Origin of the sequence: Paraburkholderia ferrariae NBRC 106233, assembly GCF_000685035.1 — a bacterium.
GTDB classification, from domain to species: Bacteria; Pseudomonadota; Gammaproteobacteria; order Burkholderiales; family Burkholderiaceae; genus Paraburkholderia; species Paraburkholderia ferrariae.
Genome location: NZ_BAYB01000003.1, coordinates 86,469 through 102,678, shown reverse-complemented (window position 1 = coordinate 102,678; position 16,210 = coordinate 86,469). Strand labels below are relative to the sequence as shown.

Sequence of the window (16,210 nt, the reverse complement as noted above, 5' to 3'; positions counted from 1 at the left end):
CTCTCTCGACTTGGGCGACCGGTGCGGGACGCACTATCGCCAGTCGAAATGATATAGACATTCGCAATCAGGAAAAACCCGGTCGCGCCGAACACACTGTTGCTCCAGGTTAAACAGTGGTCAGACCCGGCTTGACTGCCCCGCTCGCGTCTGTTCAGCCCGGCCCGTTCTGTCGCCGTGTCGCGTCGAGGTGGGTGCGCTGGGCCGCGTAAAGCTCGCGGAAGGTCCGCCCGACGGGCGCCGGCAGGTCGCGGCCCTCGGTCCAGCCGCGCGCGAGCGGCAGTTTGCGGATGAGCCGCGACTCGCCGCCGAGGCGCTCCAGCACCCGCACGCCCAGCTTCGTCAGGAGCGCGTAGGCGCCGGGGTGCAGCGCGAACCAGCCCCACACGGCCAGCGCGGCGCGCTCGCGCCAGGGGCGCAGATGACGCTCGGTCTGCTTCTCGCGCAGTTTGCGCAGCAGGTCCGAAAGCGGGATGCCCACCGGGCAGACGCTGTTGCATTCGCCGCAGAGCGTCGCGGCCTGCGGGAGATCGAGAGCCTGCTCGATGCCCACGTAGCTCGGCGTCAGCACCGAGCCCATCGGCCCCGGATAGACCCAGCCATAGGCGTGTCCACCGACCTTCTGATAAACGGGACAATGGTTCATGCACGCGCCGCAGCGGATACAGCGGAGCATGTCCTGGAACTCGCCGCCGATGAGCCCCGTGCGGCCGCCATCCACGAGCACTACGTACATGTGCTCCGGGCCGTCCTGGTCATCCGGGCCGCGCGGCCCCGTGAGCACGGAGAAATAGTTCGACGTGGCCTGCCCCGTGGCCGAACGCGGCAGCAGCCGCATGGCCGTGGCGAGGTCTTCGAGCGTGGGCAGCACCTTTTCGATGCCCGTCACCGCCACGTGCACGCGCGGCATCACCGTGCACATGCCCTCGTTGCCTTCGTTCGTCACGAGCACGACCGAACCGGTTTCGGCCACGAGGAAATTGCCGCCCGTCACGCCCATGTCCGCCGAAAGAAAATGCGGGCGCAGCATCTCGCGCGCCTCGCGCGTCATGTCGGGAATTTCGGTCAGGCGCGGCTTGTGGTGCGTCTTCGCGAAGAGATCGGCGATCTCCTCCTTGTCCTTGTGCACCACGGGCGCAATAATGTGGCTCGGCGGCTCGTTGCCGTTGATCTGCAGAATGTATTCGCCGAGGTCGGTTTCGATGGACTGCACGCCCATGCTTTCGAGCACGGTATTGAGCTGCATTTCCTCGGACACCATCGACTTCGTCTTGATGACCTTGCGCACGTCGTGCTGCCGCGCGATCTCGGCCACGAGCCGCGCCGCGTCGCGCGCGGTCTGCGCATACAGCACCGTCACGCCGCGGCGCGTGGCTTCGGTCTCGAACTGTTCGAGCCAGACGTCGAGGTTCTCCAGCGCGCGGTTGCGGCGTTCCTTGAGCGCGGCGCGCGTGGCCGGGAAGTCGATCTCGGTCATGCCGGCGGCGCGGGCCGTGACGAACTTGGTCGAGAGCTTCGTGAGGTTCTGCTGGAGGCGCTGGTCGGCCAGCTTCTGGCCGGCGCGCGCCTTGAACTGCATCGACTGGACTTGCATGGTTCGGGAATCCTGGTTCGAAGAGCGCGGGTGAAAAACGCGGAAGGCGCGGCTGAAAGAGGCGCGGAAAGCGGCCCGTCAGACGTCGCCGGCCAGCACCTGGGCCACGTGCAGCACGCGCGTGGACGTGTCGCCCGTGCGGCGCAGGCGCCCTTCGATGTTGAGCATGCAGCCGAGGTCGCCGAGCACGACGGCGCCGGTGCCGCTCGCGCGCACGTTCGCGCATTTTTCGTCGGCAATCGCGGTCGAGATCGCGCCGTACTTCACCGCGAACGTGCCGCCGAAGCCGCAGCAGTGCTCGCAGTCCTTCATCTCCTGCACCGCTACGCCGCGCTGCGCGAGCAGCGTGCGCGGCTGCGCCTTGACGCCCAGTTCGCGCAGGCCCGAGCACGAATCGTGATACGTGACCGGCCCTTGGAATTCGCCCGCCGGCAGCTCCACCTTCGCGACGCTGACAAGAAAGTCCGTGAGCTCGTACACGCGCTCGCGCAACAGGCCGTACCGGCGCATCAACTCCGGATCGTCGCGAAAGAGATCGCCGTAGTGCGCGCGGATCATGCCGCCGCACGAGCCCGACGGCACCACCACGTAGTCGTACTGCTCGAATTCGCGCAGCGTCTTTTCGGCGAGGTCGCGCGCGAGCGCCCGGTCGCCCGAGTTGTAGGCGGGCTGCCCGCAGCAGGTTTGCGCGGGCGGCACATCCACCTCGTAGCCGGCCTGCTCCAGCAGCTTGATGACCGAAAACCCGATTTCGGGACGCATCGTGTCGATGAGACAGGTGACGAACAAACCGACTCGCATGGGGGCTCCTCTCTAAAACCGTCCCCGATTATCCGACGTTTCGGAGCCGCCACCAATGCATCGGGCGCATTGCGGCCTGCGTGCGACTTCCCGGCAGCCGCTTACTTTTTTCACAATACGAGATACAATGGATTTCCCGCCTAATATATCGAGCTCGGTGTCGGCCCCGGCCTCTACCCCGGCGTCAACCGAATCTGAACCCATGAGCGAAAGTGGAAACACGCCAGATCCGAAGACCTCGATTCAGGTAATCGAGCGCATGATGCGCCTTCTGGACGCGCTGGCCGCGCACAGCGACCCTGTCAGCCTCAAGGAACTGGCGCAGCGCACCGAACTGCACCCCTCCACGGCGCACCGCATTCTCAACGACATGGTGAGCTGCCGCCTGGTCGACCGCTCCGATCCCGGCACCTACCGGCTGGGCATGCGCCTGCTGGAGCTGGGCAATCTCGTGAAGGCGCGCCTCTCGGTGCGCGACGCGGCGCTCACGCCCATGCGCGAGCTGCACCGCCTCACCGGCCAGACCGTGAACCTCTCGGTGCGCCAGGGCGACGAGATCGTCTATATCGAACGCGCCTATTCGGAGCGCTCGGGCATGCAGGTGGTGCGCGCGATCGGCGGCCGGGCGCCGCTGCACCTCACCTCGGTCGGCAAGCTCTTTCTCGCCGCCGACGAGGCCAACCGCGTGCGCGCCTACGCCACGCGCACGGGCCTGTCGGGCCACACCCGCAACAGCATCACCGACCTGAGCCGCCTCGAACGCGAACTCGCGCACGTGCGCCAGCAGTCCTGCGCGCGCGACAACGAAGAGCTGGAACTGGGCGTGCGCTGTATCGCCGCAGGCATTTACGACGATACGGGCAAGCTCGTTGCGGGGCTCTCGCTCTCGGCGCCGGCCGACCGCCTGCAGGATTCGTGGCTCGGCCAGCTGAGCAAGACGGCGCTCGTGATTTCGGAATCGCTCGGCTATCACGCACAGCCCGCCGAGGGCCACGTTCAACCGGCCTGATTGCGGCGGCACCCTTCCGCCGCATCTGAATTTGCGCTTCGGTAACGAGAACGCCCCGCAACTTGCGGGGCGTTTTGCATGGGCGCCGGGAAAAGCGCCGAACGACGCGAAACCCGTCGATCAGGTTCCTGCGCCGCCCGCGTCCGCACTGGTAATGCGCGGCTGCTGGTCGGCACCGCCGTTGTCGAGCCACGCGCGCACGCGCGTCGCGTCGGCAAAGCGCGAGTACTTGCCGCTCGAATCGAGCAGCACCATGATGACCGGGCGATCGTGAATGGTCGCCTGCATCACGAGGCATTCGCCCGCTTCGTTGATGAAGCCGGTCTTCTGCAGGCCGATGTCCCACGACGGGTTGCGGATCAGCGCATTCGTGCTGTTGTAGGCGATGGTGCGCTTGCCCGTGAACACGGTGTAGCTATGATCGGTCGAGAACTGGCGGATCATCGGGTACTGATAGGCCGCGTTGACCATCTTCACGAGGTCGCGCGCGCTCGAAACGTTCTGGCTGGAAAGGCCCGTGGAGTTCTCGAAGTGCGTGTCGGTCATGCCGAGTTGCTTGGCCTTCGCGTTCATCGCGGCGATGAATGCCGGACGGCCGCCCGGATAGTAGCGCGACAGCGCGGCGGCGGCGCGGTTTTCGGAGGCCATCAGCGCGATGTGCAGCATGTCTTCGCGCGAAAGCACCGAGCCCACCGAGAGGCGCGAGCCCGTGTTCTTGTCGAAGTCGCGGTCTTCGTCGGTGACTTCGATCTGCTCGGTCATCGGCGCCTTCGAATCGAGCACCACCATCGCGGTCATCAGCTTCGAGATCGACGCGATCGGCACGACGGCGTGCGAATTCTTGTCGAAGAGCGGTTCGAGCGTGTTCTGATCGACCACATAGGCCACGCCCGAGCGCAGCATCAGCGCGTCCTGCGCCTCATGCAGGCCGAACGCCTGGCCCACGGTCGGCTGGCGCGGCTCGTACGCGACACGGCGCACCACCTGGCGGTGGCCATTCATCGTGTAGCTCACGCGCTTTTTCTTCGCCACCGGGCGCGCATCGGCGTCGTTGGCCGCGACCGTGCGCGCGCCTTTGACCGACTTGTGCGAGACCTTGGCCGGCGCCGTCGCGGCCGGTTTGGCAACCTTTTTGGTCACTTTCTTCGCCTTCGCCGTCTTGGCCGGCGCTGCATCTTGCGTTGCAGCGAAAGCGCTTGCGGGCATGGCGATCGTCGCACTGATGGCTACGGAAACAGCCACCGACAGCGCGGTGCTGACCACGGCACCGGGCATCAGTTTGAACGACAGGAGCTTGTCGGATTTCATTGATGTTCTGGATGAAGCGGCGGGATTGTTCGCCAAGTGTAGTAAAACCACGAAAATTTCGCAAATTGAAGCACTTATCGCCACTCATTAAACCGAAGTCTGACTTTCGATTGAAATGATCGATAGGCTTCATGCACCCATTGACTGCAGCAATCAAAACGCCGGCTTTTCTCCATCGACTCGGCGCCTATCTCGTTTTTACGGAGATTACGGCCCGAGTCAGATGAAACTTGATATGGGGAAAATACCGGGGAGCGATCGCATACGCGACGCGCATTCGACTGCAACGAATCTTTAACGTTCCATTATCCATTCTGGTGGACGCGCCGGGAATATCTTGTACGCATATACCGGGACGCCTCCCGCGAGGCCGGAACGCTATCCTGCCCGATCCCGTGCACCCTTGCCGGGCGCCACCCTACCCGTTCTACGCCCACCCTGTCCCCGCGCGAGCCCCGTGCGGCGAAGCATCGCGGCCGCTCCGCTTCGACCCTAACCAGTCGGCATAAGCATCTGTTTAATAAGAATTTATTGAGATTGTGCGACGCACAAAATAAGCTTGACTTTCTTTGGCGGCATCCTACAATCATTGACAATGTTGCGACGCACAAAGCGCGTGGCAGATCGCCTCGAGTCTTGCCACTTATCTACACGGACCGCATCAGACGGCCCGTCATCCATCCAGGAGCGTAAACATGAGTCTGCTGACCCCTGAGCAATTCGCCGCTGCCCAGAAAGCCAACCTCGAAACCCTCTTCGGTCTGACCGGCAAGGCCTTCGAAAGTGTGGAAAAGCTCGTCGAATTGAACCTTCAGGCCGTCCGCTCGAATCTGGCGGAAACGCAGGAGCATGCGCAGCGCGCGCTGTCCGTGAAGGACGCGCAGGAACTGCTGGCCCTGCAAACGAGCTATGCCCAGCCGCTCGCCGAAAAGCTGCTGTCGTATGGCCGTCACGTGTACGAAATCGCATCGGCTACGCAAGCCGAATTCGCGAAGGTCGCTGAAGCTCACTACGAAGAGCAGAACCGCAAGGTCCAATCGCTCGTCGACAACGTGGCGAAGAACGCCCCGGCCGGCTCGGAAACCGCCGTTGCCGTGATCAAGTCGGCCATCAACGCCGCGAACACGACCTACGAAACGGTTCACAAGGCCACGCGGCAAGCCGTCGAAATCGCCGAAAGCAACTTCAACGCGGCCACGGCTGCCGCGAGCAAGGCTGCTGCGCAGGCTTCGCGCTCGGCTGCCGCCACGGCCAAGAAGGCGGTCTAACGCCCGGCGCCGATTTCCGGTGCGCCTGATGGCGTGATGCGCACCGCTGCGCCGGACCCGACGCTCCGGCATGCCCGACGGGCGTGCCGCTTGCCCGGCCAGTCTTGACCGGGACTTTTTTTACGCTCCGGCGCCTCTCGCAGACCCCAAGGAAAAACGGCGCACCCCTCGCGGGGTGCGCCGTTTGCTTTGGTGCACTTTTTTGCGCTTTGGTGCGCACGTCGAACCGACCGTGCGCACGAACTTCCTCTTACTTCTTCTTTTGCGGCGGCAGGTCCGTGCAGACGCCTTCGTACAGCTCGGCCGCCATGCCCACCGATTCGCCCAGCGTCGGGTGCGGATGGATGGTCTTGCCGATGTCGGTCGCGTCCGCGCCCATTTCCACGGCGAGGCAGACTTCGCTGATGAGGTCGCCCGCGTTCAGGCCGACGATGCCGCCGCCGATCACGCGATGCGTCTCTTCGTCGAAGATCAGCTTGGTGAAGCCCTCGTCGCGGCCGTTGGCGATTGCGCGGCCCGAAGCGGCCCACGGGAACACCGCCTTGCCGTACTTGATGCCTTCGGCCTTGCACTGCTCTTCGGTCTTGCCCGCCCACGCCACTTCCGGATCGGTGTAGGCCACCGAAGGAATCTGCAGCGCGTCGAAGTAAGCCTTCTCGCCGTGCGCCGCTTCGGCCGCCACGTGCCCTTCATGTACGGCCTTGTGTGCCAGCATCGGCTGGCCGACCACGTCGCCGATCGCGAAGATGTGCGGCACGTTGGTGCGCAACTGCTTGTCCACCTCGATGAAACCGCGATCGGTCACCGCCACGCCGGCCTTGTCCGCGCCGATCTTCTTGCCGTTGGGCGAGCGGCCCACGGCAACCAGCACGAGGTCGTAGCGTTGCGGCCCGGCCGGGGCCTTCTCGCCTTCGAACGTGACGTAAATGCCGTCTTCCTTCGCTTCGGCCTTCGTGGTCTTCGTCTTGAGCATGACGTTCGCGAAGCGCTTCGCGTTGTACTTCTCCCAGACCTTCACGAGATCGCGGTCCGCGCCAGCCATCAGGCCGTCGAGCATTTCCACCACGTCGATCTGCGCGCCGAGCGTCGCGTAGACGGTCGCCATTTCGAGGCCGATGATGCCGCCGCCGATCACGAGCATCTTCTGCGGGATCTGGCGCAGTTCCAGCGCGCCGGTCGAATCGACCACGCGCGGATCTTCCGGCATGAACGGCAGCTTCACGGCCTGCGAACCGGCCGCGATGATCGCCTGCCTGAACTTGACAACCTTCTTGCCGCTCTCGCCGGCCACTTCCATGTGATGCGGATCGACGAAGGTGCCCACGCCGGTCACGACTTCGACCTTGCGCGCCTTCGCCATGCCGGCGAGACCGCCCGTGAGCTTCTTGACCACGCCCGACTTGAAGTCGCGCAGTTTGTCGAGGTCGATCTGCGGCTTGCCGAACGAGATGCCGTGCGATTCGAGCGCCGCGGCTTCGTCGATCACGAGCGCCGTGTGCAGGAGCGCCTTCGACGGGATGCAGCCCACGTTCAGGCACACGCCGCCGAGCGTCGAATAGCGCTCGACCAGCACGGTCTTCATGCCGAGGTCGGCCGAGCGGAACGCAGCCGAATAACCGCCGGGGCCGGCGCCGAGCACGAGCATGTCGCACTCGATATCGGCGCTGCCGCTGAAACTGCCGGCTTGCGGCGCGGGCGTTTTTGACACCTCGGCGGCCTTCGGTGCTTCGGCTGCCCTGGGCGCTTCGGCTTTGGGCGCTTCAGCCTTCGGTGCCGGCGCAGCCGCGCCTTCCGAGGCTTCGACCAATGCAATCACGGTGCCTTGCGACGCCTTGTCGCCGGGCTTGATCTTCACTTCCTTGACAGTGCCCGCGACATCGCTCGGCACTTCCATCGTGGCCTTGTCCGACTCGAGCGAGAGCAGCGTCTGCTCTTTCTCGATGACGTCGCCCTCCTTGATGTTGACTTCGATGACGTCGATGTCCTTGAAGTCGCCGATATCCGGCACTTTCACTTCGACGAGACTCATGGTGTCCCCTTCAGAAACGACCGGCCGAGGCCGCCGCGCCGCGCACCTGCTTGAACAAAGCGTGTGCGGCGCGGCGGCGCGGGCCGGTCGAAGCGGTTTTACAGGATCACGCGGCGGAAATCGCCGAGGATCTGGCCGAGATACGCGTTAAAGCGCGCGGCAGCCGCGCCGTCGATCACGCGGTGGTCGTACGAGAGCGACAACGGCAGCGTGAGACGCGGCACGAACTGCTTGCCGTCCCACACCGGCTTCATCGCGCTCTTCGACAGGCCGAGGATCGCCACTTCCGGTGCGTTGATGATCGGCGTGAAGTGCGTGCCGCCGATGCCGCCGAGCGACGAGATCGAGAAGCAGCCGCCTTGCATCTGGTCCGGCTTGAGCTTGCCGTCGCGCGCGAGCTTCGAGAGCTCGGCCATTTCCTTCGCGATGTCGACGAGGCCCTTCTTGTCCGCGTCGCGGATCACCGGGACGACGAGGCCGTTGGGCGTATCCGCAGCAAAACCGATGTGGTAGTACTGCTTGAAGACGAGGTTGTCGCCGTCGAGGCTCGCGTTGAACGCCGGGAACTTCTTGAGCGCGGCGACCACGGCCTTGATCACGAAGGCGAGCATCGTGAACTTCACGCCGGCCTTCTCGTTTTCCTTGTTCAACTGCACGCGCAGCGCTTCGAGGTCGGTGATGTCCGCTTCGTCGTTGTTGGTGACGTGCGGGATCATGACCCAGTTGCGGTGCAGGTTCGCGCCGGAGATCTTCTTGATGCGCGAGAGCGGCTGCGCGTCGATCGGGCCGAACTTCGTGAAATCGACCTTCGGCCACGGCAGCAGGTTCAGACCCGCGCCGCCGCCGGCCGCGGGTGCGGCAGCCGCAGCGGGCGCCGCCAGCGCGCCCGTCATCACACCCTTCACGAACGCGGTGACGTCGTCCTGCGTAATGCGGCCCTTCGGCCCCGTGCCCGTGACGCGCGACACCTCGACACCCAGCTCGCGCGCGAACTTGCGCACCGAGGGGGAAGCATGGCTCGGACGGCGCGCGCCGCCTTCGCCTGCGGGGATGATCGGCGCCTGCGCGAGCGCCGACGGTGCGGCGGGCGCGGGCTTCGCGGGCGCAGCGGGTGCGTCCGACGGTACTTCGACCGGGGCCTTCTGCGCGGGGGCGGCGGCCGGCGCCGCGGCGCCTTCGGCTTCGATCACGAAGATCTCCGTGCCTTCGGACACCGCATCGCCCACCTTGACCTTCACTTCCTTCACGACGCCGGCCACCGGGCTCGGCACGTCCATGGTCGCCTTGTCCGATTCGAGCGTGACGAGCGACTGCTCCTTCTCCACGCGGTCGCCCACCTTCACGGCGACTTCGATCACGGGCACGTCCTTGTAGTCGCCGATATCGGGAACCTTGACGCTTTGCGCGCCGCCGCTCGCGGCCGGGGCAGCAGCAGGCGCTGAGGCCGGTGCGGGCGCAGCAGCCCTGGCCGCCGCGGGCGCGGCAGCCGCAGGCGCGGCAGCGGGGCTAGCAGCGGGTGCCGCAGCAGCGGAAGCAGCAGCGGCGCCATCCAGCACGAGCACGAGCGAGCCTTCCGACACGTTGTCGCCCACCTTGACCTTCACTTCCTTCACCGTGCCCGATGCGGGGCTCGGCACGTCCATCGTCGCCTTGTCCGACTCCAGCGTGACGAGCGATTGCTCTTTTTCGACGGTATCGCCCGCCTTCACCAGCACCTCGATCACAGGAATGTCCTTGTAATCGCCGATGTCCGGCACCTTGACTTCGATCGTTTGACTCATTGTTGATGTCTCCAGGGCCGCATAAGCAGCGCCTCCCCGTTTCGGGGAGGCGCACCTGCGATGCACACGGGGGGTGATGCGTTAGACGGTCATCGGGTTGGGTTTGGACGGATCGAGGTTGTATTTGGCGATCGCGTCGCCCACCACCTTGCGTTCGATCTTGCCTTCGTCCGCGAGCGCGTTGAGCGCCGCAACCGTGGTCCAGTAACGGTCGACTTCGAAGAAGTGACGCAGCTTCTCACGCGTATCCGAACGGCCGAAGCCGTCGGTGCCGAGCACCACGAACTTGCGCGGCACGAGGCCACGGATCTGGTCGACCAAAGCGCGCACGTAGTCGGTCGAAGCGATGACCGGGCCTTCCGTGCCCTTGAGCAGCTTCTCGACGTGCGATTCGCGGCGCGGCTCGCTCGGGTGCAGCAGGTTCCAGCGCTCGACTTCGTGGCCTTCGCGCGCGAGTTCCGTGAAGCTCGGCACGCTCCAGAGGTCGGCTTCGACGCCCCAGTCGTTCTTCAGCAGGTCGGCGGCGGCGATCACTTCGTTGAAGATCGTGCCTGCGCCCAGCAGTTGCACGCGCGGCGCCCTGGCGTTGTCCGCGCCCTTGCGGAAGGCGTACATGCCCTTGATGATGTCGGCCGCCACGCTCTCCAGGCCCGCGCCCTGCGGGATCGCCGGGTGCTCGTAGTTCTCGTTCATCACGGTGATGTAATAGAACACGTCCTCCTGCTCCTGCACCATGCGGCGCAGGCCGTCCTGCATGATCACGGCGAGTTCGTAGCCGAAGGTCGGGTCGTAGCTCACGCAGTTCGGCACCGAAGCGGCCCACAGGAGCGAGTGGCCGTCTTCGTGCTGCAGGCCCTCGCCGTTGAGCGTCGTGCGGCCCGCGGTGCCGCCCAGCAGGAAGCCGCGCGAGCGCATGTCGCCCGCCGCCCATACCAGGTCGCCGATGCGCTGGAGGCCGAACATCGAGTAGAAGATGTAGAACGGCACCATGATCTCGCCATGCGTCGAGTACGACGTCGCGGCTGCGATCCAGTCGCACATGCCGCCGGCTTCGTTGATGCCTTCCTGGAGAATCTGGCCCGTCTGCGATTCCTTGTAGAACATCAGCTGGTCGGAATCTTCCGGCACGTACTTCTGGCCTTCCTGGTTCCAGATGCCGATCTGGCGGAACAGGCCTTCCATACCGAAGGTACGCGACTCGTCCGGGACGATCGGCACGACGCGCTTGCCGAGCGCCTTGTCCTTCAGGAGGATGTTCAGGATCCGCACGAACGCCATCGTCGTGGAGATCTCGCGGCCCTCGCCCGTGCCCTTGAGCAGCGGCTCGAACACTTCGAGCGACGGCACCGGCAGCGACTCGGCCTTCTGGCGGCGCGCCGGCAGGTAGCCGCCGAGGTCCATGCGCTTCTGGCGCATGTATTCGAGTTCCTTCGAACCTTCCTCGAACGTGAGGTACGGCACGTCGACGATCTGCTCGTCCGTGATCGGCAGGCGGAACTGGTCGCGGAACTTCTTGAGCTGATCCACCTGCATCTTCTTCTGCTGGTGGGTGATGTTCATGGCCTGGCCGGCTTCGCCCATGCCATAGCCCTTGATCGTCTTGGCGAGGATCAGCGTCGGCTGGCCCTTCGCGTGCTGGGCCTGATGGAACGCCGCATAGATCTTGTGCGGATCGTGGCCGCCGCGGTTCAGGTTCCAGATGTCGTCGTCGGACCAGTCGGCAACCAGCGCCTTCAGTTCAGACGTGTTGAAGAAGTGTTCGCGAACATACGCGCCCGACTCCGACTTGTACGTCTGATATTCGCCGTCCACGACTTCCATCATGCGGCGCATCAGCGCGCCCGACTTGTCGCGTGCGAACAGTGCGTCCCAGCGGCTGCCCCAGATGACCTTGATGACGTTCCAGCCGGCGCCGCGGAACTCGCTTTCGAGTTCCTGGATGATCTTGCCGTTGCCGCGCACCGGGCCGTCCAGACGCTGCAGGTTGCAGTTGATGACGAACACGAGGTTGTCCAGGTGCTCGCGGCCGGCCATGCCGATCGCGCCGAGCGATTCCGGCTCGTCCGTCTCGCCGTCACCGAGGAAGGCCCAGACCTTGCGGCCTTCGGTCTTCGCGATGCCGCGCGCCTGCAGGTACTTCATGAAGCGGGCCTGGTAGATCGCCATGATCGGGCCGAGACCCATCGAGACGGTCGGGAACTGCCAGAAGTCCGGCATCAGCCACGGGTGCGGGTACGACGAAATGCCGCCGCCGTCCACTTCCTGGCGGAAGTTGTCGAGCTGGTTTTCCGAGAGGCGGCCGAGCAGGAACGCGCGCGAGTAGACGCCCGGCGACGAGTGGCCCTGCACGAACACGAGGTCGCCGCCGTGCTCGGCGGAGGGAGCATGCCAGAAGTGGTTGTAGCCGACGTCGTAGAGGGTGGCCGCGGAGGCGAACGAGGCGATGTGGCCGCCCACGTTGGTGTGCTTGCCCGCGCGCAGCACCATGGCCATGGCGTTCCAGCGCGTGTACGAGCGGATCCGGTGTTCGATGTCCTGGTCGCCCGGGTTCTGCACCTGGTTGGCGACGGGGATCGTGTTGATGTACGGCGTGTTCGCCGAGAACGGCAGGTGCTCGCCATGCACGCGAGCGAATTCGATCTGCTTTTCGATCAGGTGGTGCGCACGGTCGGGGCCGACCGTCGAGATGACGCCGTCCAACGCTTCAAGCCATTCGGCTGTTTCCTGCGGATCTTCGTCCTTGTCGGCGGCTACGTACTTCAGGACTTCGTCGGGTACTGCGGACATGCTCGTCTCCTGATTGGGGAACGCTGTTGAACGGACCATGCGGACGACAGTTCGGGACGAGCCGGGGCCGACCGCAGCAGCTTTCGGGCGATTGTAATGACCCCCCCGGATCTTGCGCAACAAAATTTTCGAATTGCGAGATTGAATTTTATAATGTGGAAAATTGCTGCACCGCACGCTGAATCGTTCGCGCCCCTGCAGCGATAACGGCCAGTTTGCGCCCGTTTATCGGCGATTTACCGTTTTTTTCGCGTCATTTCCGTGTCTTACGCTGAGCTACAATCCTTGCCATGTTGACCGAACGGCTTTTCGCTCGCTCGGCGCGGCCGCCCGGTACGCCCGGCGACACGTCGCCGTCCCGCTGGCACCACGGACCCTGGTGGTCCAATTCCTATTTGCTGACGCCGCTCCTGTCGATCCTCGTCTTTCTGATCGTCATGAGCCTGATCCTGTGGAGCCTGAACCGGCGCGAGCAGCAGCAGCAGGAAGACACGCTCTACCGCAATGTCGCCTGGGCCCAGCAGCAGATCCGCCTTTCGATGACGGGCGCGCAGGAGCAGCTGCAGGCGCTCTCGCGCGATCTGGCCGCCGGCCACGCCGACCCGCAGTCCTTCCAGACGTCCACCACGGACATCATGCAGGGGCATCCCGAGATCCTCTATCTCAACTGGTACACGAGCGCGGAAGAGCCGCGCTGGCCCAATACGGCGATGCCGGTGTTCGGCCAGCGCCTCGCCAAGCCCAACGACGAGCAGATGGACGAGGCTGTCAAGGCGGCCTTCAACGAAGCGCGCGAAACGCGCCGCCAGGTGTATTCGCCGCTTATTTACGACGACCTCGGCAACGGCTACATCACGCTGCAAACCCCTGTATACCGCGACCGCGATTTTCTCGGCTCGATTGCGGCCGTGTTCTCGGTCGAAGGGATCCTGAAGCACGACATCCCGCCCGAGCTGTCGGCCAAGTACAAGATCTCGATTCTCGACGTCAACAACCGCGAGCTCGCCACGACCTCCACGCGTCCGCGCCTGCCGCGCGACGTCTATTACGACCTGCCGCTCGATCCGCCGGGCCAGGGCGTTTCGGTACGCGTGTACTCGTACCCGCAGATGACCAACTTCACGAACAACACGCTCGTGTGGCTGGTCGCGGGGCTGTCGTGCTTCGTGCTGTGGAGCCTCTGGAGCCTGTGGAAGCACACGCGCCAGCGCTTCGAGGCGCAGCAGGCGCTCTATGCGGAAGCGTTCTTCCGCCGCGCGATGGAAAATTCGGTGCTGATCGGCATGCGCGTGCTCGACATGCACGGCCGCATCACCCACGTGAACCCGGCGTTCTGCCGCATGACGGGCTGGGACGAAGCCGATCTCGTCGGCAAGAACGCGCCGTTCCCCTACTGGCCGCGCGACGCCTACCCCGAAATGCAGCGCCAGCTCGACATGACGCTGCGCGGCAAGGCGCCCTCCTCGGGGTTCGAACTGCGCGTGCGCCGCAAGGACGGCTCGCAGTTCCATGCGCGGCTCTACGTCTCGCCGCTCATCGACAGCTCGGGCCGCCAGACGGGCTGGATGTCGTCGATGACCGACATCACCGAGCCGAGGCGCGCGCGCGAAGAACTCGCCGCCGCGCACGAGCGCTTCACCACCGTGCTGGAGAGCCTCGACGCCGCCGTCTCGGTGCTCGCCGCCGACGAAGCCGAACTGCTGTTCGCGAACCGCTACTACCGCCACCTCTTCGGCATCCGCCCGGACGGCCATCTGGAGCTCGCGGGCGGCGGCGGCTTCGACTCGGCGAACGCCTCCTCCGATTCGATCGACATGGTCGATGCCTTCGCGGGCCTGCCCGCCACCGCGCTCACCGAGAGCACGGCGGACGCGCAGGAGGTGTACGTGGAGAGCATCCAGAAGTGGTTCGAGGTGCGGCGCCAGTACATCCAGTGGGTGGACGGCCACCTCGCGCAGATGCAGATCGCCACCGACATCACCACGCGCAAGCAGGCCCAGGAACTCGCGCGCCAGCAGGACGAAAAGCTGCAGTTCACGAGCCGCCTGATGACGATGGGCGAAATGGCCTCCTCGCTCGCGCACGAGCTCAACCAGCCGCTCGCCGCGATCAACAACTATGCCTCGGGCACCGTGGCGCTCGTGAAATCGGGGCGCGCCGCGCCCGACAACCTGCTGCCCGTGCTGGAAAAAACCGCGCAGCAGGCCGTGCGCGCAGGCATGATCATCAAGCGCATCCGCGAATTCGTGAAGCGCTCGGAACCCAAGCGCCAGGCCACGCGCGTGGCCGACATCGTCGCCGACGCCGTGGGCCTGGCCGAAATCGAAGCGCGCAAGCGCCGCATCCGCATCGTGACCGACATGCGCTCGCGCATGCCCGTGATCTACGTCGATCCGGTGCTGATCGAGCAGGTGCTCGTCAACCTCCTGAAAAACGCTGCCGAAGCCATGGCCGACGCGCGCCCGAATGCGGTGGATCCGGTGATCCGCGTGCTCGTGAAGCGCGAAGGCGGCAACGTGTGCATCAGCGTCGTCGACCAGGGCCCCGGCGTGGACGAAGCCACGGCCGAGCGCCTCTTCGAACCGTTCTACAGCACCAAGTCCGACGGCATGGGCATGGGGCTGAATATTTGCCGCTCGATTATCGAATCGCACCGAGGGCGCCTCTGGGTGGTCAACAACGTCGAAGCAGACGGCCACATCAGCGGCGCAACGTTCCATTGCAGTCTGCCGATAGGCGAAGCGGATACGCCGTCTCGCGACGGCTCCGACGAGCCGACTCCAACAACCGTTACGGGAGAGCCATGAACAGCCCAGTCACTACCCAGGAAACCGTCTTTGTCGTCGATGACGACGAGGCCGTACGAGACTCCCTGCGCTGGCTGCTTGAAGCCAATGGCTACCGCGTGCAGTGCTTCCTCAGCGCGGAGGAATTCCTCGAGGCGTACCAGCCCGCGCAGCAGGCCGGGCAGATCGCCTGCCTCATCCTGGACGTGCGCATGTCGGGCATGAGCGGGCTCGAGCTGCAGGAGCGCCTGATCGCCGATAACGCCTCCCTGCCGATCATCTTCGTGACGGGCCACGGCGACGTGCCGATGGCCGTCTCGACCATGAAGAAGGGCGCGATGGACTTCATCGAGAAGCCCTTCGACGAAGCCGAACTGCGCAAGCTCGTCGAGCGCATGCTCGAAAAGGCCCGCAGCGAAAGCACCAACGTGCAGCAGCAGCGCGCCGCCGCCGAGCGTCTCGGCAAGCTCACGGCGCGCGAGCACCAGGTGCTCGAGCGCATCATCGCGGGCCGCCTGAACAAGCAGATTGCCGACGATCTGGGCATCAGCATCAAGACCGTCGAAGCGCACCGCGCGAACATCATGGAGAAGCTCAACGTCAACACGGTCGCCGACCTGCTGCGTCTCGCGCTCTCCAACAAGCCGCAGCAGCCGCAACAGTAAGCGGCACAGCCTCAGTTCCTGCCGCCCGCGCGCCGGCCACCCCGTGTGGCGCATCCGGCGCACGGGCGGCGGCGTCCCCCGCCGTCCCCCCTCCCGCCCACCGAACCCGTTGCGCTACGCCGCGACGGTATAATGTCGGCCTTCGCAAGAGCCCCGCTGCGCACCCCGCGCCGGCGCCTGAA

11 protein-coding genes are annotated in these 16,210 nt (G+C 65.1%); 5 read left to right on the top strand and 6 right to left on the bottom strand.

Annotated elements, in window-relative coordinates:
* Nucleotides 1-154 precede the first annotated feature (154 nt).
* Both BFE01S_RS03500 and BFE01S_RS03495 read right to left on the bottom strand, forming a co-directional pair.
* The gene (locus BFE01S_RS03500) at nt 155-1,594 is read right to left on the bottom strand and encodes a lactate utilization protein B (protein ID WP_028224414.1); all 1,440 of its coding nucleotides are present in this window, start codon (nt 1,592-1,594) and stop codon (nt 155-157) included.
* A 78-nt stretch (nt 1,595-1,672) separates the two neighbouring features.
* A complete protein-coding gene (locus BFE01S_RS03495; RefSeq protein ID WP_028224413.1) occupies nt 1,673-2,395 on the bottom strand; it encodes a (Fe-S)-binding protein in 723 nt (240 codons plus the stop codon).
* A gap of 202 nt (nt 2,396-2,597) precedes the next feature.
* On the opposite strand from BFE01S_RS03495, the gene BFE01S_RS03490 reads away from it, so the two are divergent.
* A complete protein-coding gene (locus BFE01S_RS03490) occupies nt 2,598-3,404 on the top strand; it encodes an IclR family transcriptional regulator (protein WP_028224412.1) in 807 nt (268 codons plus the stop codon).
* Between the two features lie 120 nt (nt 3,405-3,524).
* Here the strand turns inward: BFE01S_RS03490 and pbpG are convergent, their stop codons facing one another.
* A complete protein-coding gene (gene pbpG, locus BFE01S_RS03485) occupies nt 3,525-4,544 on the bottom strand; it encodes a D-alanyl-D-alanine endopeptidase (protein WP_245621019.1) in 1,020 nt (339 codons plus the stop codon).
* Between pbpG and BFE01S_RS45550 the strand changes: the two genes are divergently transcribed.
* Both BFE01S_RS45550 and BFE01S_RS03480 read left to right on the top strand, forming a co-directional pair.
* Nucleotides 4,537-4,803, top strand: a complete 267-nt coding sequence (locus BFE01S_RS45550) for a hypothetical protein (protein WP_245621018.1) — start codon at nt 4,537-4,539, stop codon at nt 4,801-4,803. The genes pbpG and BFE01S_RS45550 overlap by 8 nt on opposite strands.
* 604 nt (nt 4,804-5,407) lie before the next feature.
* Nucleotides 5,408-5,980 (top strand): phasin family protein, encoded by a 573-nt coding sequence (locus BFE01S_RS03480; RefSeq protein ID WP_028224410.1) that lies wholly within the window; start codon nt 5,408-5,410, stop codon nt 5,978-5,980.
* Nucleotides 5,981-6,230: 250 nt separating this feature from the next.
* On the opposite strand, the gene lpdA is transcribed toward BFE01S_RS03480, so the two are convergent.
* The 3 genes from lpdA to aceE form a co-directional block, all read right to left on the bottom strand.
* Nucleotides 6,231-8,009, bottom strand: a complete 1,779-nt coding sequence (gene lpdA / locus BFE01S_RS03475) for a dihydrolipoyl dehydrogenase (protein WP_028224409.1) — start codon at nt 8,007-8,009, stop codon at nt 6,231-6,233.
* Nucleotides 8,010-8,107: 98 nt separating this feature from the next.
* Complete coding sequence (aceF, locus tag BFE01S_RS03470; RefSeq protein ID WP_028224408.1) at nt 8,108-9,790, bottom strand: dihydrolipoyllysine-residue acetyltransferase; 1,683 nt, start codon at nt 9,788-9,790, stop codon at nt 8,108-8,110.
* 81 nt (nt 9,791-9,871) lie between these two features.
* Nucleotides 9,872-12,577, bottom strand: coding sequence for a pyruvate dehydrogenase (acetyl-transferring), homodimeric type (gene aceE / locus BFE01S_RS03465; RefSeq protein ID WP_028224407.1), 2,706 nt, complete (start codon nt 12,575-12,577; stop codon nt 9,872-9,874).
* A 290-nt stretch (nt 12,578-12,867) separates the two neighbouring features.
* Here aceE and fixL point away from each other — a divergent pair, with 290 nt between their 5' ends.
* Both fixL and fixJ read left to right on the top strand, forming a co-directional pair.
* Complete coding sequence (gene fixL, locus BFE01S_RS03460; RefSeq protein WP_028224406.1) at nt 12,868-15,384, top strand: oxygen sensor histidine kinase FixL; 2,517 nt, start codon at nt 12,868-12,870, stop codon at nt 15,382-15,384.
* Entirely contained in the window at nt 15,381-16,028 is a 648-nt protein-coding gene (gene fixJ, locus BFE01S_RS03455; RefSeq protein ID WP_028224405.1) for an oxygen response regulator transcription factor FixJ, read from the top strand. The genes fixL and fixJ overlap by 4 nt, the downstream gene beginning before the upstream one ends.
* The last annotated feature ends 182 nt before the right edge of the window (nt 16,029-16,210 follow it).

What these genes read in the sequence shown, in the direction of transcription:
- BFE01S_RS03495 (WP_028224413.1), bottom strand. Translation starts at nt 2,395, where the DNA reads ATGCGAGTCGGTTTGTTCGTCACCTGTCTCATCGACACGATGCGTCCC.
- BFE01S_RS03500 (WP_028224414.1), bottom strand. Translation starts at nt 1,594, where the DNA reads ATGCAAGTCCAGTCGATGCAGTTCAAGGCGCGCGCCGGCCAGAAGCTG.
- aceE (WP_028224407.1), bottom strand. Translation starts at nt 12,577, where the DNA reads ATGTCCGCAGTACCCGACGAAGTCCTGAAGTACGTAGCCGCCGACAAG.
- BFE01S_RS03490 (WP_028224412.1), top strand. Translation starts at nt 2,598, where the DNA reads ATGAGCGAAAGTGGAAACACGCCAGATCCGAAGACCTCGATTCAGGTA.
- aceF (WP_028224408.1), bottom strand. Translation starts at nt 9,790, where the DNA reads ATGAGTCAAACGATCGAAGTCAAGGTGCCGGACATCGGCGATTACAAG.
- fixL (WP_028224406.1), top strand. Translation starts at nt 12,868, where the DNA reads ATGTTGACCGAACGGCTTTTCGCTCGCTCGGCGCGGCCGCCCGGTACG.
- fixJ (WP_028224405.1), top strand. Translation starts at nt 15,381, where the DNA reads ATGAACAGCCCAGTCACTACCCAGGAAACCGTCTTTGTCGTCGATGAC.
- BFE01S_RS03480 (WP_028224410.1), top strand. Translation starts at nt 5,408, where the DNA reads ATGAGTCTGCTGACCCCTGAGCAATTCGCCGCTGCCCAGAAAGCCAAC.
- lpdA (WP_028224409.1), bottom strand. Translation starts at nt 8,009, where the DNA reads ATGAGTCTCGTCGAAGTGAAAGTGCCGGATATCGGCGACTTCAAGGAC.